Here is a 21,595-nt window from a genome sequence, read left to right as displayed (position 1 = left end):
TCCGCCTTCTTCGTACCACTCGTCCAGAAATGAAAGCCACAGTCGTACCATGACAATTTCGCCGCCCAGCAGGAAGAAGGGCCGTCGACTCCGCCGTCGTTCCATCGTCCTGATCGCAATGGGTGTCGTCGTGGCCGTCATCGCGACCGTCGTGACCGTCATCGCCGTGAACCTGCCCGACGACCTCGAGATCGGCCGGCTGTCGCAGAAGAGCAACCTCTATGCGACCACGAGCGCGGGAACCCCCTACCTCCTCGCGTCGTTCTACGACCAGAACCGCGTCGAAGTCGCGTTCGACGCGATCAGCCCGTTCGTGAAGGATGCCGCGACCTCGGGAGAGGACCCGGGCTTCTACGACCACGGGGGCGTCGACATCTGGGGCACCGTGACCGGCATCGTCTCGACCGTCTTCACCGGCACCGCCAGGGGCGGCTCCTCGATCACCCAGCAGTACGTGAAGAACGTGCTCGTGCAGAAGTGCGAAGCGCTCACCGACGAGACGGAACGCGCGGACTGCTACAACACGGCCACCGAGGCGAGCCCCGACCGGAAGCTCAAGGAGATGAGCCTCGCCATCGGCCTCGAGAAGAAGTACTCCAAGGACGAAATCCTGCGCCAGTACCTGAACATCACGGGCTTCGGCGGCTCCGTCTACGGAATCGAGGCCGCGGCGAGCTACTACTTCAACACCACGGCGACCAACCTCACGTTGCCACAGGCCGCGAGCCTCGTCGCGATCGTCAACAACCCGGTCAAATTCCAGCTCGACAAGCCGGACAGCGCGACAAACGGTGCGGCCAACGGTTATGCCGACAACAAGGACAGGCGCGATTACATCCTCGATGCGATGCTCGAGCACGGCAAGATCAGCCAGGCAGATCACGATGCAGCGATCAACGCCCCGATCGAACCGACCATCACCGAGCCGAGCACCGGGTGCCAGACAGCAGGCGGCAGCGCCTACTTCTGCGACCTCGTCATGCAAACGCTTCGCAACGACCCGGCATTCGGGGCGGATGCCGAGACACGGCTGGCCAACGTGCGACTCGGCGGGTACAACGTCTACACGACCCTAGACCTCGATCTGCAGTCCGCCGCCGAGACCACAATGAAGGCGAACGTGCCTGCGACGTATCCGGGCTGGGACGTCGGCGGGGTCATCACGAGTGTGGAGGTCGGAACCGGGCGAGTCCTCGACATGGCCCAGAACAAGGACTACAGCCAGGATCCTGCCGTTCAGGCGACCGGAGACAACTTCAGCGGCATCAACTACAACACCGACCTCGGCCAGGGCGGCTCCAACGGGTTCCAGACCGGGTCGACGTACAAGGTCTTCACCCTTGCCGAGTGGCTCAACGAAGGCCATTCCCTCTCCGAGTCCGTGAGTTCCCGGCCCCGGTCGAACTGGGGGACGTTCGAGGACAGTTGCAACGGGCCGCAAAGCTACGGGGCGGCGTTCAACCCGAAGAACGATTCCTCGTCGGAGAACGGCTCGTACAGTTCGGCGTTGCAGTCGACCATCCAGTCGATCAACACGGGTTTCATCGGTATGGCCAAGGAACTCGACCTGTGCGGCATTCGCAAGACGGCCGAAGCATTCGGCGTGCACCGTGCCGACGGGAATGCGCTCGAGCAGGGCGCGGCATCCGTGCTCGGAACAAACGAGATCGCGCCCCTCACCATGGCGGCCGCCTATGCCGGGATCGCAAACGACGGCGTGACGTGCACGCCGATCCTGATCGACAGGATCACCGGGCCGGATGGTACGGAGATTCCCGCGCCGACGTCGAACTGCACCCAGTCCGTCAGCACGGACGTCGCCGCGGGGATGAGTTATGCGATGCAACGGGTCATGACGAGCGGAACGGCGGCGGCCTCCTACCGAGCCACCACGCCCCGGGTGCCGATGATCGGCAAGACCGGCACCACCGACGACAACAAGGACACCTGGATGAGCGGGGCCAGCACGAAGGTCGCCACCGTCGTCGGGGTCGTGAACGTGTCCGGCGACGGCCAGGACCAGCGGACGACGTACTTCGACAGCGGCCAGGCCGCGACCGCCCGGCACCGGATGTGGCCGGATGTCATGAGCGTCGCCAACGAGAAGTACGGCGGGGACAGCTTCACGGTGCCGCCGCGGAGCATGACCCGCTGATCCGGACTGTGTGGCTGATCACGACTGTGTGATAGGACGGAGGAGTCGGCTCATCACACAGGAGATGCCGGGGACAGTCGTTTGACGTGGCCGTTCGGGCGCTCCGGAAAGAACACGGAAATGACGTCACACACGATCGGCTACTTCGTCGGAAGCCTGTCCTCCACCTCCATCAATCGCACGCTCTCCCGGGCGCTGATCCGGCTCGCCCCGGAGAACCTGCACTTCACGGAAATCCCCATCCGGGACCTTCCCCTCTACAGCCAGGACTTCGACGCCGACTACCCACCGGAGGGGCGCGCCCTCAAAGCTGCCATCGAAGGCTCCGACGGGATCCTGATCGTTTCGCCCGAATACAACCGGTCGATACCGGGGGCCCTGAAGAATGCCATCGACTGGGGTTCGCGGCCCTGGGGGACCAACTCCTTCGCGCGGAAGCCCACCGGAATCATCGGCGCCTCCGTGGGTAATATCGGCACCGCCGTCATGCAGTCGAACATGCGCAGCGTGCTGAGCTTCCTCGATGCCCCCCAGTTGAACTCCCCGGAGGCGTACATCAAGTTCGATCCGACGGTCTTCACGGGCGACGGCGAAATCACCGATGCGGGCACCAGGGACTTTCTCCGGCACTACATGGATGAGTACGGTGCGTTCGTCCAGCGCGTCCTGGACGTCACCGCGCCGGGCCACATCGGAGACCTGCACGCGAGCTCGAAGAAGTGACGCGATAGCCGTCGGCCCCGAGCGCTAGCGCCTGTCAGAGAATTTCTCCACAAAAGTGCTCCTTGACCGGGTTATCCACAGGTGATTCATGGGCGTGCGGATGCCGGTGGAATGTCGGTGGTCCTCCGTAGAGTGACCGGCATGACAGCTGAAGAACCCTCAGAAGTTCGCTCGGAAAGCACGGCGGAGCCCCCGCCCGGGACCCCGCCCGGGACCCCTCCCGACCCGTATCTGAACCCCCGGCATCTGAGCCTTGTGGATCCGCCCCTGTCCGAGGTGTATGACGCGATCCGGGACGCGGACCGGGAAATCAATCAGGCCACCGCTCGCCGGGCCGCCGCGGTCTACACCGCCCAGCGGGTGCTCGCCGACGTCGGGCGGGCCCGTGCGGAGGCCGCTGAACGCGCCGGTGGGCCTCGCCCGCCGTGGTCTCCGGAGGAAGCCACGAAAGAGGAATTCACCTGCGAGGTCGGCGCTCTGCTGCGGCTCCCGCGCCGGACGGCGGAGACCCTGATTGAAGCCAGCCGCACCCTCGCGGAGGACCTCCCCGTGACCCGGGAGGCCCTGGCCTCCGGGGTGATCAGTTACCGGCACGCGCAGGTGATCATGGAGCAGGCCTGGGGCATCCGGGTCGATGACCCGGAAGCGGCCGCGCGGGCGCGTGCGGTGTTCGAGGAGGTCCTTGTCCCGGATGCGGAAGTGCTGACCGTGGCGAAGCTCGCCGACCGGGCCCGAAGGGTGCGGGAACGCACCCACCCGGAGACCATTACCGCGAGGCACCAGAAAAGCGTCGAGGACCGGCATGTGGTGTTCCAGGCCCTCAACGACGGCATGGCCTCCCTGTATCTGACCGGGGATGCGGAGAAGGTGCAGGCTGCCTACCACCGCACCGTCGACACCGCGCTGACCCTGCAGGGCCCGGAGGAGTCACGCACCCTGACCCAGATCGCGGCGGACGTCCTCACCGACGTCCTGATCGGCGGGGTCACCCCGGACGGACTCGGTGCCGGGGTGGCCGCGCAGGTCAACGTGACCGTTCCCGTGCTGACCCTGCTGGGGAAGAGCGAGGAGCCCGGGTATCTGTCCGGGTACGGACCCATCGACCCCGACACCGCGAGGCGTCTCGCGGCGGGTGCGCCGAGCTTCACCCGGCTGCTCACCCACCCGGAAACCGGCGTCGTGCTCTCGATGGGACGCGACACCTACAAACCGCCCGCGGCTTTGAAGAAGTGGCTCGAGGTGCGCGATGAAACCTGCACCTTCCCGGGCTGCCGGCGCTCCGCCAAACGATCCGATCTGGATCACAGTGTGGAGTGGCAGCACGGCGGGGAGACCGACGCGATGAACCTCGCCCACCTCTGCCCGTATCACCACGCGGTGAAGAGCTACACCCGGTGGACGCCGAGACACCTCGGCGACGGCCGCATCGAATGGACCTGCCCGGCCGGGTACAGCTACATCGTCGAACCCTCCGCGGATATGAGACCACCCCGGAAACCGAAACCCGCACCGAAACCACCGGTCCCGTTCGTGGACGTCTGGAACCTTGACCCCGCACCCGACGACACCGACGACCCGAGCCCGTTTTGAACGAGGCTTCCGGTGAACGATGCCGCCGGGGGATGACTAGGCCGAGGGCGCCGGCTCCAGGGCGCCGGCGGCGAGGTCTTCGAGCATCAGCTCCGGGTGGTCGCGGACCGTGTTGCGCAACCGCCACGGGGTGCTGAACAGGGCGAGGAGTGTCCCGTCTGAGCGCATCAGCACCTCGACCTGCCGGTCGTGGCCGAGGATCTCGGCGCTCTCCCGGTTGGTGCGGCGGGCGATCTGGTAGGGGAGCGACTCCGAACGGATCGCGGCGCCGAAGTCGTGCGTCATGCGTTCCTCGACGACCTCGAACTGCATCGGGCCGACGGCGCCGAGCACCGGGGCCTGGTCGCCGCGCAGGTCGCTGCGGAGCACCTGGATGACGCCCTCGTGGTCGAGCTGGTCGATGCCGCGCCGGAACTGCTTGTGCTTGCTGCTGTCCGCGGAGCGCACAGCACGGAAGTGCTCGGGCGCGAACATCGGCAGCGGCGGGAACTCGACGGGTTCGCTCTCGAAGATGGAGTCGCCGACCCGGAGTGCCGACGCGTTGACGAGCCCGACGATGTCGCCGGGCCAGGCTTCGTCGGCCACTTCGCGTTCGCGTCCGAAGAGGTGCTGGGCGTACTTGGTCGCGAAGGGCCGGCCACTTGCGGCGTGGGTGACGATCATTCCGCGACGGAACTGGCCCGAACAGACCCGCACGAAGGCGACGTAGTCCCGGTGCGAGGCGTTCATGCCCGACTGCACCTTGAACACGAAGCCGGAGAACGGTGAGGCGACCGGGCGGTGCCCGCCGGCCGCGTCGACACGCGCCTCCGCGGCAGGGGCGAAGTCCACGAGGGTGTCGAGGATGTGCTGCACGCCGAAGTTGAGCACGGCCGCGGCGAACAGCACGGGGGTGGTCTGGTTGGCGAGGAACGTGGCCTCGTCGTGGTCCTGGCCTTCCTCGCCGAGCAGTTCGGATTCTTCGGTCGCGGTGACCCAGGCCTCGCCCTCCTCGGTCGCGGCGACCTCGAACGGCACCCGGTCGCTGTCTGCGGCGGTCGCGCCGCCGGCCGTGCGGGTGAAGCGGATGAACTCTTCGGTCGACCGGTCGATGACGCCGCGGAAGTCGCCGGCCACTCCGACCGGCCAGGTCAGGGGTGTCGGGAGCAGTCCGGTGCGGGTGCGGATCTCGTCCATCAGGGCGAGAGCGTCGAGGCCGGGCCGGTCCCACTTGTTGATCACGGTGATCACGGGCAGGTTGCGCTGACGGCAGACGTCGAAGAGCTTCATGGTCTGCACCTCGAGGCCCTTGCTCGCGTCGACGAGCATCACGGCGGCGTCGACCGCCGACAGGACCCGGTAGGTGTCTTCGGAGAAGTCGGCGTGGCCGGGGGTGTCGACGAGGTTGATCACGCTGTCGCGGTATTCGAACTGGATTGCCGCGCTCGTCACCGAGATGCCACGGGCCTGCTCCATCGCCATCCAGTCGCTCACGGTCCCACGGCGGCCGGCCTTGCCGTGGGTCGCGCCCGCCGTCGTGATGGCGTGCGCGTGCAGGAGGAGCGCCTCGGTGAGGGTCGACTTTCCCGCGTCGGGGTGGCTGATCACGGCGAAGGTGCGCCGCCTGCGCGCCTCTGCGGTGATCTCGGTCGCGGGTGCGCCGGTCGTCGGCACGCCGGTGGTGGGCTGCGTCATGGATCCTTCTTTCGCGGCTGATTCGTTCGGGCTCACGCCTGCTCAGAAGGCCGTAACCGGAATCGTTCCCGTACAACTCTATCCGGCGTGGCGCGGCGACCTCGCGGCAGACGCCCAGCATCCGTTTTGATAACGGTTCGGGCGTGTCCTTTCCGTGCGCCGATTCGCGGGTTACTCTCAGTTTTGGGGCCACACCCAGCAGTCGCGGTAAGCAGTAAGGAGTGACGGATGATCCAGTCAGGCATTCAGGATTCCGAGCGTGCTCTTCACCCGGCCTCTGCCCACGTGACCGCGCACCCGCTCCAGGGGCCGCCGCCGATCTCCGTCTCGATCCCGGTCCAGCCGGACGGGCGCCTCCCTCTCGTCGGCGCCCGGCGCACCATCGCGGATACAGACCTCTCCGTGCACCCGGTCGCCCTCGGCTCGAGCGTCTTCGGCTGGACCGCGGACGGCGAGACGAGCCACCGTATCCTCGACCGGCACCGTGCACTCGGCGGCAACTTCCTCGACACCGCGGACAGCTACACCTCCGGACGGAGCGAAGTGATCATCGGCTCCTGGCTGCGTTCCCGCAAGGCGCGCGACAGCACCGTGATCGCCACCAAAATCGGCAAGAACCGGGACAACCCCGGACTGTCCTCCCGGAGCATCATCGGCGCGGTCCAGGCGTCCCTCGACCGGTTGGGCACCGACTACATCGACCTGCTGCACTTCCACTTCGACGATCCGACCGTGCCGCTCGAGGAAAGCCTCGGCGCCGTCGACGTGCTGATGCGCAGCGGCCAGGTGCGGTACCTCGCCGCCTCGAACTTCTCCGGGGAGCGCCTGATGGAAGCCCGCATCCTCGCCGCGAACGGCCTGCCGCGCTTCGTCGCCCTGCAGACCGAGTACAGCCTGCTGCAGCGCAGAGGCTTCGAGTCCTCGCTGTCCCTCGTCACCCGGGCCCAAGGCCTCGCGGTCCTGCCCTACTTCTCCCTCGCGCACGGCTTCCTGGCCGGCCGGTACCGCTCCAAGGCCGACCTGCACAGCACGACGAGGGATGCCCGCGCCGCGAAGCACCTCAGCAGGCCCGGGCTGAGGGTCCTCAGCGTGGTGGACCGGATCGCGGCCGACCACGACACCGGGGCCGCATCGATCGCGCTCGCGTGGCTCCTCGCGCAGGCCGGGGTCACGGCGCCCGTCGCAGGGGCCAGCCAGCCCGACCAGGTGGATTCCCTCATCGCGGCCGCCGGAATCCGGCTCACCCGCAGCGACATGGTCGACCTCGAGCGGGTGACGGGGCTCGCTGCCGGCCGCTGACGCCGACGCCGCCCGCCGCTCGAATTCGGTTCCGCGAGGCACCCTGATGCCGTCGGTGCCGTGACGTAGGGTGGTGGTGTCATGAACAGCGCCGTTGAATTTCCCCTCACACTCGCCGAGTTGTCCTTCCGAGCCGCCGGCGAATCCGTCGTGCGCCGGACCGTCCTCCCGAGCGGTGTGCGCATTCTCAGCGAGCACGTCCCCGGCAGCCGGAGCCTGACGATCGGCTACTGGGTCGCCGTCGGTTCCCGCGACGAAGCGCCCGGGCATTACGGCTCCACCCACTTCCTCGAACACCTGCTCTTCAAGGGCACGGCCAAGCGCAGCGCCCTCGACATCGCGATCGCCTTCGACTCCGTCGGCGGCGAGCATAACGCGATGACCGCGAAGGAATACACCTGCTACTACGCGAAGGTCCGCGACCGCGACCTGCCGATGGCCGTCGAGGTGCTCACCGACATGCTCACCTCGTCCACAATCGACCCGGTCGAATTCGAGACCGAACGCGGCGTGATCCTCGAGGAACTCGCCATGGCTGACGATGACCCGGCGGACGTTGCGAACGAGCGCTTCTTCGAGGCCGTGATGGGCAAGCATCCGCTCGGACGCCCGATCGGCGGCAACCCCGACACGATCAGGGCGGCCACCCCGGAGGCCGTGCTCGCGCACTACCGGGCCAACTACCGCCCGCAGGACCTCGTCGTCACCGTCGCGGGCGCCGTGGACCACGACGTGCTCGTCGCCGACGTGACCCGGGCGCTCTACTCCGCAGGCTGGGACCTGGGCGAACACGCCGCCCCCGTCGGGCGTCGCAACGGGCGACCCGCCGAGATCCACCAGGGCAGCGCGGTCACGGTCGTGCGCCGCCCGCTCGAGCAGGCGAACCTGCTGCTCGGGTTCCCCGGACTCCTGGCGACCGACGATCGCCGCGTCACGATGAGCGTGCTGACCTCCATCTTCGGCGGCGGCATGTCGTCGAGGCTCTTCCAGGAGGTGCGCGAGAAGCGCGGGCTCGCGTACTCCGTCTATTCCTTCGCCCCCGGCTACTCCGACGCGGGCCTCTTCGGCATGTACGCCGGCTGCACCCCGGCGAAGGCGGGCCAGGTCGCCGAGCTTCTCCTGAGCGAACTGCACCGGCTCGCCGAACACGGTGTCACCGCGGACGAGATGAAACGCGCCAACGGGCAGCTCTCCGGTGCCTCCTCGCTGGCCCTCGAAGACTCCGACACCCGGATGTCCCGGCTCGGCCGCGCCGAGATCACCCTCGGTGAGTTCGTCGACCTCGATGAGGCGCTGCGCCGGCTCGCCCTGGTCACCGCGGACGACGTGCAGGCCCTCGCCGTCGACCTCGCGGCCGGCCCGCTGTCCATCGCCGCCGTCGGCGCGCTCGACGACGACGTCTTCGCGGGAATCGTGCCTCCAGGCGTCCGGCCCTGATCCAACGGGTCACCTGGCCCTGTACCGCCCGGCCGTCCGGCCGAACGCCCCGAACCGAAAGAGAACCCGTTGCCCCACTACATCTACCTGGTTCGTCACGGCGAGCAACAGGATGCCGAACACGGCCTGCCCGACGGGCCGCTCTCGGCGCGCGGCAAACGGCAGGCGCAGCTGATCGCGGAACGCCTCGGCGGCGTGCCGTTCACCGACGCCTGGCACTCGCCCCTGCAGCGCGCGGCCGAGACCGCAGAGATCGTCGCCGGGCGGCTGCCCTCGCTCACCCCGGTTCCCTCCCCGCTGCTGTTCGACTGCATCCCGACCGGCATGGCGCCGGAGACGCCCGCGGCATACGCCCCGTTCTTCGGTGCCGTCACCGAGGAGGAGATCGAAGCCGGCCGTGCGCAGATGGACGACGCCGTCGCCGAATTCCTGCAGCCCCGCAGAGGCGAGCGCCACGAACTGCTGATCACGCACAACTTCGTCATCGGCTGGTTCGTGCGCGCAGTGCTGGGCGCTCCGGACTGGCGCTGGATCAGCATCAACCAGGCCAACTGCGGCCTCACCGTGCTGTTGCAGAAACCGGGCCGCCCGTGGACGCTCGTCACCCACAACGACACCGGGCACCTGCCCGTGGAGATGCGCACCGGACTGCCTGACCCGCTGCTGTACTAGGCGCGAGCGAGACTCTCTCTCAGTCGCGAGCGGGGCTCTGTACTAGTCGCGAGCGAGGCTCTTCCGGTACCAGTTGGTGGCGTTCGGGTTGTCGTTGTACGGCGGGCAATCCGCAAAGCCGGCGCTCCGGTAGAGCGCTCCGGCGGCCCGCAGGCTCGCGTTCGTGTCGAGCACGAGCTCGGCGGCGCCGAACAATCGCGCCCGCCGCTCGAGTTCGGCGAGCAAGGCCCGGCCCCAGCCCCTCCCGCGTGTGCCCGGCTGCAGCCAGAGGTGCTTGACCTCGTAGCGGGGGCCGCCGCCCGGGGTGTCCCCGATCCGACGGATGCCGCCGCACCCGACCCAGGCCTGCTCCGGGTTCCCGCTGGGTTCGCCGACGAGCAGGAAGACACCGTTCGGCGGCAGGAAGTCCCCGGCCACCGGGAAGGTCGTTCGGTAGGCACCCTGCTCGACGGGGAAGCTCGACTGCCGATCGCTGAAGTAGGCCGTCAGGAGGGCGAGGGAACCGGCATCCGTCACGGATACCTCGCGGAAGACGGGGCCGGGTGCTTTCGGGGTGGCTGGCATGCCACAAGGCTACGTCGGTGAACCCGGTGAGCCCAGTTCGCGCCGGGTCGTGCGGGGCCCGGATGCCGGATGCCGGATTGCCGGATGACCGCTTGGTAGATTAGGCGTATGACAACACGGGTGGCCATCGTCGGCGTTACGGGCACGATGGGCCGACTGATCAGCGGGCTCGTCGAGGAGACCGACGGGTACGAGCTGCACGCCGGCCTCGACTCGCGCAGCCCGCTGTCCGACATGCTCGGGGCGGATGTCGTCGTCGACGTCACCCTGCCCGGCGTGAGCCAGAGCGTCGTCGACTTCGCCGTCGACAACGGCATCCGGGTGCTCGTCGGCACCTCCGGCTGGTCCCAGTCCCGCATCACGACGCTCGAGCGTCGGATCCGCGGCCGGAGTGACACCGGCGTCGTGATCGTGCCGAACTTCTCGATCGGTTCCGTCGTCGCGACCGCCGTCTCGGCCATGCTCGCCCGGCTCTTCGACTCGATCGAGATCGTCGAAACGCACCAGGCCGCCAAGGTCGACTCTCCCTCGGGGACTGCGGTCCGCACCGCCGAGCTCATCGGTCTCGCACGCACGGAGCTCGGCCCGGTGTCCGCACCGCACAACGACCAGCGAGCACGCGGGCAGCAGGTGTCGAGCGTGCCCGTGCACAGCCTGCGCCTCGACGGCGTGCTCGCCCGGCAGGACGTCATCTTCGGCGGCGCGGGGGAGACGGTCACGATCTCCCACAACACGCTGTCCGCCAACGCGTACCGGCGCGGCATTCTGCTCGCCCTCGACGCTGCCCGCACTGCCGTCGGCGTGACCGTCGGCCTCGACCAGGTCGTCGACCTCGGCCTCGGCGCGCCCCCCACCCCGCCGGCGGCGATCGTCGCGATCGCAGCGGAGCCCGACCTCGACAGCGTCCCCGAGATCGACGCCGACTCCGAGATCTTCGAATGAAGGGCCGCATCGGCGCCGGCATGATGGCGATCCTGCTCGCCTTCTACCTGGTGCTCGTCGGGTGGCGGGCGGTGCTCTTCCTGCAGAGTGGCGCACCCGTCGGCATCGCGATCGGCGTGGCGCTGCTGGTTCTGCCCCTGATCGGGATCTGGGCGCTCGTGCTCGAGGTCACCTTCGGATTCCGCTCGGCCAGGCTCGTTCGCCTGCTCGAGGCGAGCGGAGAACTCCCGGTCGAGACCCTGCCGATCCGCGCGAGCGGGCGCCCGGTCAGGGACGCGGCCGACGCGGACTTCCCGCAGTACCGCGACGCGGTCGACGCGGCACCGGAGGACTGGAAAGCCTGGTTCCGGCTGGGCCTCGCGTACGACGCCGCCGGGGACCGGAAACGCGCCCGTGGCGCCATCCGCACAGCGATCACGCTCGAGCGCGCCGCCGCCTGACCCCTGCACCTCTCCCGGCACCAGTGCGACGGAGATTGTGGGTTCTGAGCACCGGGGACCGCGGTAGGCGCCTTCCGGGCACAATCTCCGTCGAATTCGTCAGGGCACTGGCTGCCCGGCGCGAGCCGACCAGCCGGGTCACACCTCGGCGAGCATCGCGTCGACGGCCTCGGCGACCGTGCCGTGCCGGAACACGAAGCCGTCGCCCTGCAGCAGGGCGCTGCTCACCCGCTGGTCGGCGAGGAGCAGCTGGCGGGCGGCGTCGCGGAGCGCGAACGTCAGCGCGAACTCCGGCACCGGCAGGAGGAACGGGCGGTGCAGGGCGACCGTGACGGCCCGGATCACATCGTTCGCCGAGGCCGGCGCCGGCCCGACGAGGTTGACCGGGCCGCTGAGCGTGGAGCCGAGCAGGTGCACGATCGCGGCGACCTCGTCGTGCAGGCTGATCCACGGCCAGTGCTGGGTGCCGTGGCCGAGCGGGCCGCCGAGGCCGAGCCTGACGAGGGGGAGCAATGGTTTCAGCGCACCGCCACGCGCGATCACGAGCCCGGTACGGAGCAGGACGACCCGGGTCGGCGCCGGTGTGCGCAGGGCCTCGGCCTCCCAGGCCTCGACGACGGCAGCGAGGAAATCGTCGGCGGGAGCGGACAGTTCGGTGAGGATCTCACCGGGCCGGTCGCCGTACAGGCCGACAGCCGAGCCGCTCAGGAACACGGCCGGCGGGGTGGGAGTCCTCCTGATCGCCTCGACGAGGGTGCGGGTCGCGTGGGTCCGGGAGGCCAGGATCTCGGTCCGGTAGCCGTTCGTCCACGGCAGACGGGCGAGCGAGGCCCCCGAGAGGTTGACGACCGCGTCGACCCCGTCGAGGGCTGCAGGGTCGATGTCGAAGACGGCGGGGTTCCAGGTGACCTCGTCGGGCCCGGCTGCGGGGTGCCGTACGAGGCGGGACACGGTGTGCCCGGCTTCGCCGAGCTGTCGGACGAGTTCGGTGCCGATGAGCCCGGAGGCTCCGGCGATCAGTACGCGCATCGGGCGCTCCTGCGCCTAGGCCAGTTCCGCTTCGATCGTGATCGGGATCCCGGCGAGGGCCTTCGACACCGGGCAGTTCGCCTTCGCGTCCTCGGCGAATGCCGCGAACTGTTCCTCGGTGAGGCCGGGCACGCTCGCGCTGACGAGCAGGTGGCTGCCGACGATGCCGACTCCGGCCTCGAAGGTCACGGCAGCGGTCGTCTGGATGTTCTCCGGCGTGTGCCCGGCCGCGCCGAGCCCGTTCGCGAGGGCCATCGAGAAGCACGCGGCGTGCGCGGCGCCGAGGAGCTCTTCGGGGTTGGTGGTGTTCGGGCTCCCGACACTCCGTGCCTTCCAGGTCACCGGGAACTCGCCGGCGTGGGAGGAGTCGAGTGAGACGGTGCCATGGCCGGACTTGAGGTCTCCGGTCCAGACGGTTGACGCTTCGCTGGTCAGTGCCATGGTGTTACCTCCTGGGTGTGAAAGCCCCAGCCTAACCGGGCATCCACTCAGAGGGACAGGCTCAGTCTGGGAGTTGACAGGGAGCCCGGTCCACGCGCGTCAGGCCGCGGCGGGGGAGCGACCGAGGATCCGGGCGCGCACGAGCAGGAGGTAGAGCTGGCAGCCGAGGCAGTAGTCGAAGACCGAGTTCAGGAACGCGGCGATGAACGCGAAACCGGCGGCGATCCCGACTGCGGGGGCGAGACCGAACAGTCCGAGCAGGACGCCGATGACGGTCACGAACAGGCCGACCCCCTGGGCGAAGGTCGGCGGAGCGGCGTCTTCGAGTTCGGCGGGCGGTGCAAGGCGGGGACGTACGAATCGCTTGAACAGCAGGCCATACGGGTGCCGGCCGACGCCTGCGAATGCTCCCCAGGCGAAGAGCGCCGCGATCGCGGCGAGCAACACGAGAGCGGCGACGGATGCCCCGGTCAGGGAGAGGAAGATCACGACGAGCAGGAGCACGGCCGTGATGGCGGCGCTGAACCGCGGGCCTCGGGGGTCGACGGGCGCGCGGCGGGGCGGAGCGGCGGGGCTCGGCGTGGTTGCGCGGTTCGCGGAGGAATCACTGGGCATGGGGGCTCCCTGGCAGGTGTGACGCGGTGAGGGGGTTCGCCGATTCGGGCCCGGCGAGATGGTCGAGGTGACGGAGGACATCCGCCCGGTGCGGCGCGCCGCCGACGCGGGCGTGCACGCGACCCGCGCCGTCGAGGATGAGCGTCGTCGGGGTCTGCAGCACGCCGAAGCGGTTCGCGAGGTCGGCCCGGTGCGTGAGGTCGACGTCGACGTGGGCAACGCCGGGACGGCCATCGGCGATCTGGCTGAGGAGTCGGTGGGTGCCGGGGCAGCGGCTGCAGAACTCCGTGGAGAACTGCACGAGGGTGGCCGCGGGGCCGAAGGGGACCTGGCTGCCGACATCCGCGGGCACCAGAACGGTCGGGTCGGCGACAGGGCGGATCCGGCCCTGCCTCGCTCGGTAGACCAGGCCGAGCGCCGTCGCGACCGCGACGAGCGCGAGCACGAGTAGCAGGGCGGCAGGGGCATCCATGACCCTGACAGTACGCGGGCGGTTCGCCGATTCCGTGCGTGTGACGACACGTTACGTGCCGCGCGACACGCCCATGTCCCGTCGGCAAGGCGATAGCCTGTCCACGTGTCTATGTCTGAGAATCCGTTCGGCCAGGTCCTCGTCGCCCTGGTAACCCCCTTCACCGCCGACGGCGAGGTCGACTGGGCGGGTGTGGCGAAGCACATCGACGACGTGATCACGGCGGGCGCCGACGGCATCGTCGTCACGGGCACCACGGGGGAGACCTCGACCCTCACCGACGCGGAGAAACTGCGCCTCGTCGAGGTCGGCAAGGACGTCGCCGGCGGCCGCGCGAAGATCATCATGGGCGGTGGCTCGAACGAGACCGCGCACGCGATGCAGCTGGCCAGGCAGAGCGAGAAGGCCGGCGCCGACGGCAACATGATCGTCACCCCGTACTACAACAAGCCCACCCAGGCCGGCATCCTCACCCACTTCCGCATGATCGCCGACGCGACCGACCTGCCGGTGATCCTCTACGACATCCCCGGCCGCACCGGCGTCGCGATCGCATACGAGACTCTGCTGCGCGCCGCGAAGCACCCCAACATCCTCGCCGTCAAGGACGCCAAGGGCGACCTCGCCCAGGTGAGCCGCGTGCTCAACCAGACCGACCTGCTCTACTTCTCCGGCGACGACCCCAACGTGCTCCCGCACCTGTCGATCGGCGCGACCGGACTGATCGGCGTGACCGCGAACATCGCGGCGACCCCGTACCGGCAGATGGTCGACGCGGTCAACGCCGGCGACCTCAAGACCGCAACCGCCGCACACAAGCAGCTCGAGCCGCTCGTTCGCGCCGTGATGACCCACGTGCCCGGAACCGTCGCCGCCAAGTACATCCTGCACGGCCTCGGGCGCATCACGAGCCCCCGCGTGCGGCTGCCCCTCGTCGGCCCGGAGGAATGGGAAGCCGCCGAGATCGAGGACGAGATCGACCTCGTCAAGAACATCCCCGGTGTGGACTTCTCCAACTTCCGCCCGGACCGCAATGCCGCCGCCGGCGGGGCCCTGCCCAAGATCGCCGGAACCACCCGCTAGCCAGCACACCGAACCACGAGGAGGGCCCATGCCCATCGACGTCTACGAACCGGCCACACTCGAACCGGGAACGCTCCGGATCATCCCGATCGGCGGCCTCGGCGAGATCGGCCGGAACATGACGTCGTTCGAGATCGACGGCAAGATCCTGATCGTCGACTGCGGCGTGCTCTTCCCCGAGGAGCACCAGCCGGGCGTAGACCTGATCCTGCCCGACTTCAGCCCGATCAGGGACCGCCTCGATGACATTCTCGGCGTGGTGCTGACGCACGGGCACGAGGACCACATCGGCGCCGTGCCGTACCTGCTCAAGCTGCGGGCGGACATCCCCCTGATCGGTTCGGGGCTCACCCTCGCGTTCATCGAAGCCAAGCTCAAGGAACACCGGATCGTGCCGTACACGCTCCAGGTCGCCGAGGGGCAGACCGAGCGGCTCGGCCCGTTCAACCTCGAGTTCGTCGCGGTCAACCACTCCATCCCGGATGCCCTCGCCGTCGCGATCAAGACCGCGGGCGGCACCGTGCTGCACACCGGCGACTTCAAGATGGACCAGCTCCCTCTCGACCACCGGCTGACCGACCTGCGCGAGTTCGCCAGGCTCGGCACCGAGGGAGTCGACCTCTTCCTCGTCGACTCCACCAACGCGGATGTCCCCGGCTTCACCGCCTCGGAGCGGCTGATCGGTCCCGTCCTCGACGACGTCATCGCCCGGGCTCCGCGCCGCGTCATCGTCGCGAGCTTCTCCAGCCACGTGCACCGGGTGCAGCAGGTGCTCGACGCCGCGCACGCCAACGGACGCCGGGTCGCCCTGCTCGGCCGCTCCATGGTGCGCAACATGACCATCGCAGCCGACCTCGGCTACCTGACCGTGCCGGAAGGGGTGCTCGTCGACTTCAAGAAGGCCGGCAGCATCCCCGACGACAAGATCGTCTACATGTCGACCGGCTCCCAGGGCGAACCGATGGCCGTGCTCGCGCGGATGGTCAACCAGGACCATCAGGTCGAGGTCGGCCCCGGCGACACCGTGATCCTCGCGAGCTCACTCATCCCCGGCAACGAGAACGCGGTCTACCGCATCATCGACGGCCTGACCAAGCTCGGTGCCAACGTCGTGCACAAGGGCAACGCGAAGGTCCACGTCTCCGGCCACGCCGCCGCGGGCGAGCTCACTTACTGCTACAACATCCTGAAGCCCAAGAACGTGCTCCCGGTGCACGGCGAATACCGGCACCTCGTCGCCAACGCGAAGCTCGCCGCCGAGACCGGGGTGCCGCCGGAGAACGTCATCCTCGCCGAAGACGGCACCGTGCTCGACCTCAGGGACGGCGTCGTACGCAAGGTCGGCCAGCTCGACCTCGGCTACGTCTACGTCGACGGCTCCACCGTCGGCGAGATCACCGAGGCCGACCTCAAGGACCGGCGCACCCTCGCAGAGGAGGGCTTCATCTCGATCATCATCGTCGTCGACGCCAAGACCGGCAACGTCATCGTCGGCCCGGAGATCCACGCGAAGGGCTTCGCGGAGGACGACTCTGTCTTCGATGCGGTGCTGCCCAAGATTCGCGCCGCCCTCGGCGAGGCCGCCGAGAACGGGGTCCGCGACCCGCACGCGCTGCAGCAGATCGTGCGCCGCACGGTCGGCCGGTGGGTCAACGTCACGTTCCGCCGCCGCCCGATGATCGTGCCGCTCGTCATCGAGGCCTAGGGTCGCCGGAGGCGCTCGCGTGTGCGGCGCCACGACCAGGACCGCGTGGGCTCACGCGGAATCGGCGGCTCGGCGGTACCGTGGACTTCATGGCCACGAGCACTAAGTCGACCGGGCGCGCCCGCACCACGCCGGCCCGCGGTACGCCCGCGCGCAAGCCGGCTGCCCGCACCACAGCACAGAAGACGGTCAAGTTCGCCGCAGCGGAGACCGAACCCGGCCTCTTCGTGCGCTCCTGGCTCGCCCTCGCCCATGTCGCCGGCGCCGCCGCTCGCGCACTCGGCCCGGAGAAGCTCTCCAAAGAGGAACGCCGCGACGGCCTGCCGTTCTTCCTCGTGCTGCTCGCCGTGGCCGGCGCGGTCGTGGAATGGTTCCTGATCGACAACGCGATCGCCCGCAACTTCGACGCCTGGACCTTCGGCGGGCTCTTCGGCCGGGTCGCGTTCGCCCTGCCGGTGATCCTCTTCGTCTTCGCGATCTGGCTGTTCCGCAAGCCCAGTTCTGTGCACGACAACGGGCGCATCGGCATCGGCCTGAGCCTGCTGCTCGTCTCCGTCTCGGGGCTCTGCCACGTCTACGGCGGCCAGCCGACGCCCACCCAGGGCATGAACGTGCTCGCCCTCTCCGGCGGCGTCATCGGCTGGATGATCGCGGCCCCGCTGATCGCCCTCACGACGGCCATCGGCGCCACCGCCATCATCATCCTGCTGCTCGCCCTGAGCCTGCTGATCATCACGAAGACCCCGCCGAACCGGATCGGCCAGCGTTCGCGCGAGCTCTACGCCTGGCTGTTCGGCGCGGAGCTCTCCACGGAGGACGAGCGCGCGGCGGCGAAGACCGCGAAACTCGAGCGCGCCGAGAAGACCGCCCAGGTCGAACTCGACGGACTCGACGGCGAGCCGGACGGCAACAGCGCCCTGCCCTGGTGGCGTCGCAACAACAGCAAGCGCGAGGAAGACCCTGACTTCGGTGGCGCCCTCGTGTCGGATGCCGGCGCTCACGGTTCGAAGGCGGGCGACGGCCCGTCCGGGGCCGGCGACGATCCCCTCAGCACCCTTCTCGGCGGCGACGGCCGAGGCGGCTTCGACAGCGCCATCGCGCCCGCGGACGGGTCCCCGGTGCCGACACCGGCCACGCCGTTCTCGGTCGGGCTGTCCGGCGGCGGTTCCGGCGGCGACCACTACGGCACAGAGGTACTCGAGGACCTGCTCCGCGCCGAGGACGCCATCAAGCGTTTCACCGGCGAGATCGATGTGCCGCGCGGCTCGGACTTCGGCCTGCACGACGACGAGGCGACCGGCGGCCCAGGCTCGGCCGCGGCGGCGGGACTCACCGAGGTGCTTCCGGGACTCGACGGCCTGGGTGCCGCAGGGGCGACCGGTGCGGTGCCCGGCGAGGACGGGCATCCGCTGCACCCGGACACCGGCGATCACCCGGCCGTGCCGTACGAGCTGCCGTCGAACACGACCCTGACCGCCGGACCTCCCGCGAAGGCGCGCTCGGCGGCGAACGACGTCATCGTCACGTCGATCACCGAGGTGCTCACCCAGTTCCAGGTCGACGCTCGGGTGACCGGGTTCTCCCGCGGCCCGACCGTGACCCAGTACGAGATCGAACTCGGCCCCGGCGTCAAGGTCGAACGGGTCACCGCCCTCAGCAAGAACCTCTCGTACGCGGTCGCGTCCAACGAGGTGCGCATCCTCTCGCCGATCCCCGGCAAGAGCGCGATCGGCATCGAGATCCCGAACACCGACCGCGAGATCGTCACCCTCGGCGACGTGCTCCGCTCGGCGGCGGCCACGAACAGCACCCACCCGATGACCATCGGCGTCGGCAAGGACGTCGGCGGCGGATTCGTCGTGGCCAACCTCGCCAAGATGCCCCACCTCCTCGTCGCCGGTTCGACCGGTTCCGGTAAGTCGAGCTTCGTGAACTCGATGATCACGAGCCTGTTGATGCGCGCCCAGCCGAGCGACGTGCGCATGGTGCTGATCGACCCGAAGCGGGTCGAACTCGCCGCATACGCCGGCGTGCCGCACCTCATCACGCCCATCATCACGAGCCCGAAGAAGGCCGCCGAAGCGCTGCAGTGGGTCGTCAAAGAGATGGACATGCGCTACGACGACCTGGCCAGCTTCGGTTTCCGCCACATCGACGACTTCAACAAGGCCGTCGTCGGCAACGAGATCGTGCTTCCGGCCGGGAGCGCCCGCACCCTCAAGCCGTACCCGTACCTCCTCGTCGTCGTCGACGAGCTCGCCGACCTGATGATGGTCGCCCCGCGCGACGTCGAAGACTCGATCGTGCGGATCACGCAGCTCGCCCGTGCCTCCGGCATCCACCTCGTGCTCGCCACCCAGCGTCCGAGCGTCGACGTCGTCACCGGCCTGATCAAGGCCAACGTGCCGTCCCGCCTCGCGTTCGCGGTGACGAGCGTCACCGACTCCCGGGTCATCCTCGACCAGCCGGGCGCGGACAAGCTCATCGGCCAGGGCGACGCGCTCTTCCTGCCGATGGGCGCATCCAAGGCCATCCGCGTGCAGGGCGCCTGGGTCAGCGAGGCGGAGATCGAACGGGTCGTCAAGCACGTCACCCAGCAGGCCCGCCCCGACTACCGGCCGGACGTCTCGATGGAGGCGCCGCGCAAGGAGATCGACTCCGACATCGGAGACGACCTCGAGGTGCTCCTCGCCGCCGCCGAACTCGTCGTGTCGACCCAGTTCGGCTCGACCTCGATGCTGCAGCGCAAGCTGCGCGTCGGCTTCGCCAAGGCCGGCCGGCTGATGGACCTGCTCGAGTCCCGCGAGATCGTCGGCCCGTCCGAGGGGTCGAAGGCCCGCGACGTGCTCGTCACCGTCGAACAGCTCCCGAGCGTGCTCGCCCTGCTCCGCGGTTCCGACGATGAGCACCACGCCGCAACGGCGGCCCGCCAGGCCAACGCCGCCCACGAGGCGGATGCCCGCCGCGATTCCCAGCCCGACCCCCGCTACGCCGGCGACCCGGTCGCGAAAATGAGCGAGGGCTACCCTGAGGAAGAGGCGTCGTCAGCAGACGAGGATGCCTGGAACCTCACCGGCAGGGACTGATCATGGCCACAGCATCCGAACCCGTCGCACACCCCAGCAACTGGAACCTGCCCAACCTGATCACGGTCGTGCGGATCCTGCTCGCCCCGCTGTTCATCTGGATGCTGCTCGCCGACGCCGGCCAGGACGGCGCGCTGCGCTGGGCGGCCGCCGTGCTGTTCATCCTCGCGATCGCCACCGACGGGATCGATGGAGCGATCGCCCGCAAGTACAACCTCGTCACCGACCTCGGCAAGCTGCTCGACCCGATCGCCGACAAGGTGCTCACCGGGGGAGCGCTCGTCGCCCTCTCGATCCTCGGCGAACTGTGGTGGTGGGTCACGATCGTGATCCTGGTCCGCGAGCTCGGCATCACGGCGTTCCGCTTCGTGATGCTCCGCGACCGGGTCATCCCGGCCTCCCGCGGCGGCAAGCTCAAGACGATCATGCAGTCCGTCGCGATCTCGCTCTTCCTCGTGCCGCTCTGGCTCGTGCTCGGCGACTGGATCCACTGGGTCAACTACGCGGCCATGGCCGTCGCGCTCGTGCTGACCGTGTCGACCGGCATCGACTACCTCGTCGCCGCCCGGCGTGTCTCGCGCCAGTCCCGGCACGACGGCTGACCTGCCGTGACCATCCATACGACCGATGTGCCCGATCCGACTGATGTGCCCGAGCCGACCGATGTGACGGTGAATGCGACCGAAGCGGATGATCCGACCGCGGCCCTGATCTTCGAACTCACCAGCCGGGGCCTCACCATCGCCGTGGCCGAGTCCCTGACCGGGGGAGCACTCGCGGCCGAACTCATCAGGATCCCCGGGGCATCCGTCGTCGTCGCCGGCGGCATCGTTGCGTACCAGACCGAACTCAAGCACACCCTCCTCGGCGTCGACCCCGCACTCCTCGCCGCGCACGGCCCCGTCGATCCGGAGGTCGCGCGCCAGATGGCCGCGGGCGCGCGCAGGCGGCTCACCCTCGGCGGCCGCGGCGCGGATATCGGGGTCGCGACGACCGGTGTCGCCGGTCCGGACCCCCAGGGCGACCGACAACCGGGGACGGTCTATCTCGGCCTCTCAATCGGAACCGAATCCTCGGCGGTCCTGCTCACCCTCACCGGTGACCGCGCCGCGATCCGGGCGAAAACGGTCCGGGCGGCCGTCGAAGCTGTGCGTGGGCTGATAGCCACGTTACCGACGGAATAGTTCGCGTAAACGCTGGGTTACACAGTACATATTCACAAGCAAACCCCAGTCGTTCTGGGTAGTCTGCAGGAGTCGGGTGGATGTAGTACTGTTATCCATCCGCCACCGGCATGACCGAAGTAGCTTTACTTGATAAGGCTGCACTTGATAAGTAATAGAAGGAGGTTCCGATGATTCTTGTACGACAGGAAATCGGCGATGTGCTCAGGGACTTCCGACTTCAGAAAGGGCGCACACTGCGTCAGGTCGCCAGCAAGGCCAGCGTGGCCCTGGGTTACCTTAGCGAAGTGGAGCGCGGCCAGAAGGAAGCGTCATCCGAGATTCTGGCGTCCGTCGCTGACGCGCTGGACACCCCGATCTCGGTCATCATGCGTGAGGTGGGAGACCGCCTCGCCGTCATCGAGGGAATCGATCGTTTCCCCGACACCGTTCCCGACGAGCTCGTCGCGACGTACGACACCGGCATGATGGTTCGTTGACCCCG

20 protein-coding genes are annotated in these 21,595 nt (G+C 68.8%); 14 read left to right on the top strand and 6 right to left on the bottom strand.

The window, feature by feature from the left end; all coding sequences use genetic code 11:
- Nucleotides 1-49 precede the first annotated feature (49 nt).
- The 3 genes from E3O39_RS01045 (at nucleotide 50) to E3O39_RS01035 (ending at nucleotide 4,468) form a co-directional block, all read left to right on the top strand.
- Nucleotides 50-2,155 (top strand): transglycosylase domain-containing protein, encoded by a 2,106-nt coding sequence (locus E3O39_RS01045; RefSeq protein ID WP_166787386.1) that lies wholly within the window; start codon nucleotides 50-52, stop codon nucleotides 2,153-2,155.
- 120 nt (nucleotides 2,156-2,275) lie between these two features.
- Entirely contained in the window at nucleotides 2,276-2,878 is a 603-nt protein-coding gene (locus E3O39_RS01040) for an NADPH-dependent FMN reductase (protein WP_134449613.1), read from the top strand.
- Between the two features lie 141 nt (nucleotides 2,879-3,019).
- A complete protein-coding gene (locus E3O39_RS01035) occupies nucleotides 3,020-4,468 on the top strand; it encodes an HNH endonuclease signature motif containing protein (protein ID WP_166789558.1) in 1,449 nt (482 codons plus the stop codon).
- Nucleotides 4,469-4,504: 36 nt separating this feature from the next.
- Here E3O39_RS01035 and E3O39_RS01030 read toward each other — a convergent pair whose 3' ends face one another.
- The gene (locus E3O39_RS01030) at nucleotides 4,505-6,142 is read right to left on the bottom strand and encodes a peptide chain release factor 3 (protein WP_134446920.1); all 1,638 of its coding nucleotides are present in this window, start codon (nucleotides 6,140-6,142) and stop codon (nucleotides 4,505-4,507) included.
- Between the two features lie 228 nt (nucleotides 6,143-6,370).
- Here E3O39_RS01030 and E3O39_RS01025 point away from each other — a divergent pair, with 228 nt between their 5' ends.
- The 3 genes from E3O39_RS01025 (at nucleotide 6,371) to E3O39_RS01015 (ending at nucleotide 9,550) form a co-directional block, all read left to right on the top strand.
- Nucleotides 6,371-7,441, top strand: coding sequence for an aldo/keto reductase (locus tag E3O39_RS01025; protein WP_134446922.1), 1,071 nt, complete (start codon nucleotides 6,371-6,373; stop codon nucleotides 7,439-7,441).
- An 81-nt stretch (nucleotides 7,442-7,522) separates the two neighbouring features.
- The gene (locus E3O39_RS01020) at nucleotides 7,523-8,878 is read left to right on the top strand and encodes a pitrilysin family protein (RefSeq protein WP_134446924.1); all 1,356 of its coding nucleotides are present in this window, start codon (nucleotides 7,523-7,525) and stop codon (nucleotides 8,876-8,878) included.
- 69 nt (nucleotides 8,879-8,947) lie between these two features.
- Nucleotides 8,948-9,550, top strand: a complete 603-nt coding sequence (locus tag E3O39_RS01015) for a histidine phosphatase family protein (protein WP_134446926.1) — start codon at nucleotides 8,948-8,950, stop codon at nucleotides 9,548-9,550.
- A gap of 42 nt (nucleotides 9,551-9,592) precedes the next feature.
- Here the strand turns inward: E3O39_RS01015 and E3O39_RS01010 are convergent, their stop codons facing one another.
- Nucleotides 9,593-10,114: a GNAT family N-acetyltransferase gene (locus E3O39_RS01010; protein WP_134446928.1), complete on the bottom strand. Its 522-nt coding sequence runs from the start codon at nucleotides 10,112-10,114 to the stop codon at nucleotides 9,593-9,595.
- Between the two features lie 108 nt (nucleotides 10,115-10,222).
- Here E3O39_RS01010 and dapB point away from each other — a divergent pair, with 108 nt between their 5' ends.
- Nucleotides 10,223-11,056, top strand: coding sequence for a 4-hydroxy-tetrahydrodipicolinate reductase (dapB, locus tag E3O39_RS01005; protein WP_134446930.1), 834 nt, complete (start codon nucleotides 10,223-10,225; stop codon nucleotides 11,054-11,056).
- Nucleotides 11,053-11,496, top strand: a complete 444-nt coding sequence (locus E3O39_RS01000; protein ID WP_134446932.1) for a tetratricopeptide repeat protein — start codon at nucleotides 11,053-11,055, stop codon at nucleotides 11,494-11,496. The genes dapB and E3O39_RS01000 overlap by 4 nt, the downstream gene beginning before the upstream one ends.
- A gap of 138 nt (nucleotides 11,497-11,634) precedes the next feature.
- On the opposite strand, the gene E3O39_RS00995 is transcribed toward E3O39_RS01000, so the two are convergent.
- The 4 genes from E3O39_RS00995 to E3O39_RS00980 all read right to left on the bottom strand — a co-directional run bounded on the left by E3O39_RS00995 (nucleotide 11,635) and on the right by E3O39_RS00980 (nucleotide 14,053).
- The gene (locus tag E3O39_RS00995; protein ID WP_134446934.1) at nucleotides 11,635-12,525 is read right to left on the bottom strand and encodes a TIGR01777 family oxidoreductase; all 891 of its coding nucleotides are present in this window, start codon (nucleotides 12,523-12,525) and stop codon (nucleotides 11,635-11,637) included.
- A 15-nt stretch (nucleotides 12,526-12,540) separates the two neighbouring features.
- Nucleotides 12,541-12,966, bottom strand: coding sequence for an OsmC family peroxiredoxin (locus tag E3O39_RS00990; protein ID WP_134446935.1), 426 nt, complete (start codon nucleotides 12,964-12,966; stop codon nucleotides 12,541-12,543).
- A 99-nt stretch (nucleotides 12,967-13,065) separates the two neighbouring features.
- Nucleotides 13,066-13,581, bottom strand: coding sequence for a DUF4395 domain-containing protein (locus E3O39_RS00985; protein WP_134446937.1), 516 nt, complete (start codon nucleotides 13,579-13,581; stop codon nucleotides 13,066-13,068).
- Nucleotides 13,571-14,053, bottom strand: coding sequence for a thioredoxin family protein (locus E3O39_RS00980; protein WP_134446939.1), 483 nt, complete (start codon nucleotides 14,051-14,053; stop codon nucleotides 13,571-13,573). The genes E3O39_RS00985 and E3O39_RS00980 overlap by 11 nt, the downstream gene beginning before the upstream one ends.
- A 105-nt stretch (nucleotides 14,054-14,158) precedes the next feature.
- Between E3O39_RS00980 and dapA the strand changes: the two genes are divergently transcribed.
- The 6 genes from dapA (at nucleotide 14,159) to E3O39_RS00950 (ending at nucleotide 21,590) form a co-directional block, all read left to right on the top strand.
- Entirely contained in the window at nucleotides 14,159-15,136 is a 978-nt protein-coding gene (gene dapA, locus E3O39_RS00975; RefSeq protein ID WP_134446941.1) for a 4-hydroxy-tetrahydrodipicolinate synthase, read from the top strand.
- 28 nt (nucleotides 15,137-15,164) lie between these two features.
- Nucleotides 15,165-16,841: a ribonuclease J gene (locus E3O39_RS00970; RefSeq protein ID WP_134446943.1), complete on the top strand. Its 1,677-nt coding sequence runs from the start codon at nucleotides 15,165-15,167 to the stop codon at nucleotides 16,839-16,841.
- 89 nt (nucleotides 16,842-16,930) lie between these two features.
- Nucleotides 16,931-19,927 (top strand): DNA translocase FtsK, encoded by a 2,997-nt coding sequence (locus E3O39_RS00965; protein WP_134446945.1) that lies wholly within the window; start codon nucleotides 16,931-16,933, stop codon nucleotides 19,925-19,927.
- A gap of 2 nt (nucleotides 19,928-19,929) precedes the next feature.
- Nucleotides 19,930-20,529, top strand: coding sequence for a CDP-diacylglycerol--glycerol-3-phosphate 3-phosphatidyltransferase (pgsA, locus tag E3O39_RS00960; protein WP_134446947.1), 600 nt, complete (start codon nucleotides 19,930-19,932; stop codon nucleotides 20,527-20,529).
- A 69-nt stretch (nucleotides 20,530-20,598) separates the two neighbouring features.
- Nucleotides 20,599-21,111 carry a CinA family protein gene (locus tag E3O39_RS00955; protein WP_134447028.1) on the top strand — a complete coding sequence of 171 codons (513 nt, stop codon included), beginning with the start codon at nucleotides 20,599-20,601 and terminating at the stop codon, nucleotides 21,109-21,111.
- 170 nt (nucleotides 21,112-21,281) lie between these two features.
- Nucleotides 21,282-21,590, top strand: a complete 309-nt coding sequence (locus E3O39_RS00950) for a helix-turn-helix domain-containing protein (protein ID WP_134446949.1) — start codon at nucleotides 21,282-21,284, stop codon at nucleotides 21,588-21,590.
- Nucleotides 21,591-21,595 lie beyond the last annotated feature (5 nt).

The organism is Cryobacterium sp. MDB2-A-1 (assembly GCF_004402675.1).
Classification (GTDB): Bacteria; Actinomycetota; Actinomycetes; order Actinomycetales; family Microbacteriaceae; genus Cryobacterium; species Cryobacterium glucosi.
Note: the sequence above shows the minus strand (reverse complement) of the source record. Positions and strands in the feature narration are given on the sequence as shown.

Bases quoted from the DNA above. Each gene is read 5' to 3' on its own strand.
- E3O39_RS01045 (WP_166787386.1), top strand. From the start codon at position 50: ATGACAATTTCGCCGCCCAGCAGGAAGAAGGGCCGTCGACTCCGCCGT.
- E3O39_RS01040 (WP_134449613.1), top strand. From the start codon at position 2,276: ATGACGTCACACACGATCGGCTACTTCGTCGGAAGCCTGTCCTCCACC.
- E3O39_RS01035 (WP_166789558.1), top strand. From the start codon at position 3,020: ATGACAGCTGAAGAACCCTCAGAAGTTCGCTCGGAAAGCACGGCGGAG.
- E3O39_RS01030 (WP_134446920.1), bottom strand. From the start codon at position 6,142: ATGACGCAGCCCACCACCGGCGTGCCGACGACCGGCGCACCCGCGACC.
- E3O39_RS01025 (WP_134446922.1), top strand. From the start codon at position 6,371: ATGATCCAGTCAGGCATTCAGGATTCCGAGCGTGCTCTTCACCCGGCC.
- E3O39_RS01020 (WP_134446924.1), top strand. From the start codon at position 7,523: ATGAACAGCGCCGTTGAATTTCCCCTCACACTCGCCGAGTTGTCCTTC.
- E3O39_RS01010 (WP_134446928.1), bottom strand. From the start codon at position 10,114: ATGCCAGCCACCCCGAAAGCACCCGGCCCCGTCTTCCGCGAGGTATCC.
- dapB (WP_134446930.1), top strand. From the start codon at position 10,223: ATGACAACACGGGTGGCCATCGTCGGCGTTACGGGCACGATGGGCCGA.
- E3O39_RS01000 (WP_134446932.1), top strand. From the start codon at position 11,053: ATGAAGGGCCGCATCGGCGCCGGCATGATGGCGATCCTGCTCGCCTTC.
- E3O39_RS00995 (WP_134446934.1), bottom strand. From the start codon at position 12,525: ATGCGCGTACTGATCGCCGGAGCCTCCGGGCTCATCGGCACCGAACTC.
- E3O39_RS00990 (WP_134446935.1), bottom strand. From the start codon at position 12,966: ATGGCACTGACCAGCGAAGCGTCAACCGTCTGGACCGGAGACCTCAAG.
- E3O39_RS00985 (WP_134446937.1), bottom strand. From the start codon at position 13,581: ATGCCCAGTGATTCCTCCGCGAACCGCGCAACCACGCCGAGCCCCGCC.
- E3O39_RS00980 (WP_134446939.1), bottom strand. From the start codon at position 14,053: ATGGATGCCCCTGCCGCCCTGCTACTCGTGCTCGCGCTCGTCGCGGTC.
- E3O39_RS00970 (WP_134446943.1), top strand. From the start codon at position 15,165: ATGCCCATCGACGTCTACGAACCGGCCACACTCGAACCGGGAACGCTC.
- E3O39_RS00965 (WP_134446945.1), top strand. From the start codon at position 16,931: ATGGCCACGAGCACTAAGTCGACCGGGCGCGCCCGCACCACGCCGGCC.
- pgsA (WP_134446947.1), top strand. From the start codon at position 19,930: ATGGCCACAGCATCCGAACCCGTCGCACACCCCAGCAACTGGAACCTG.
- E3O39_RS00950 (WP_134446949.1), top strand. From the start codon at position 21,282: ATGATTCTTGTACGACAGGAAATCGGCGATGTGCTCAGGGACTTCCGA.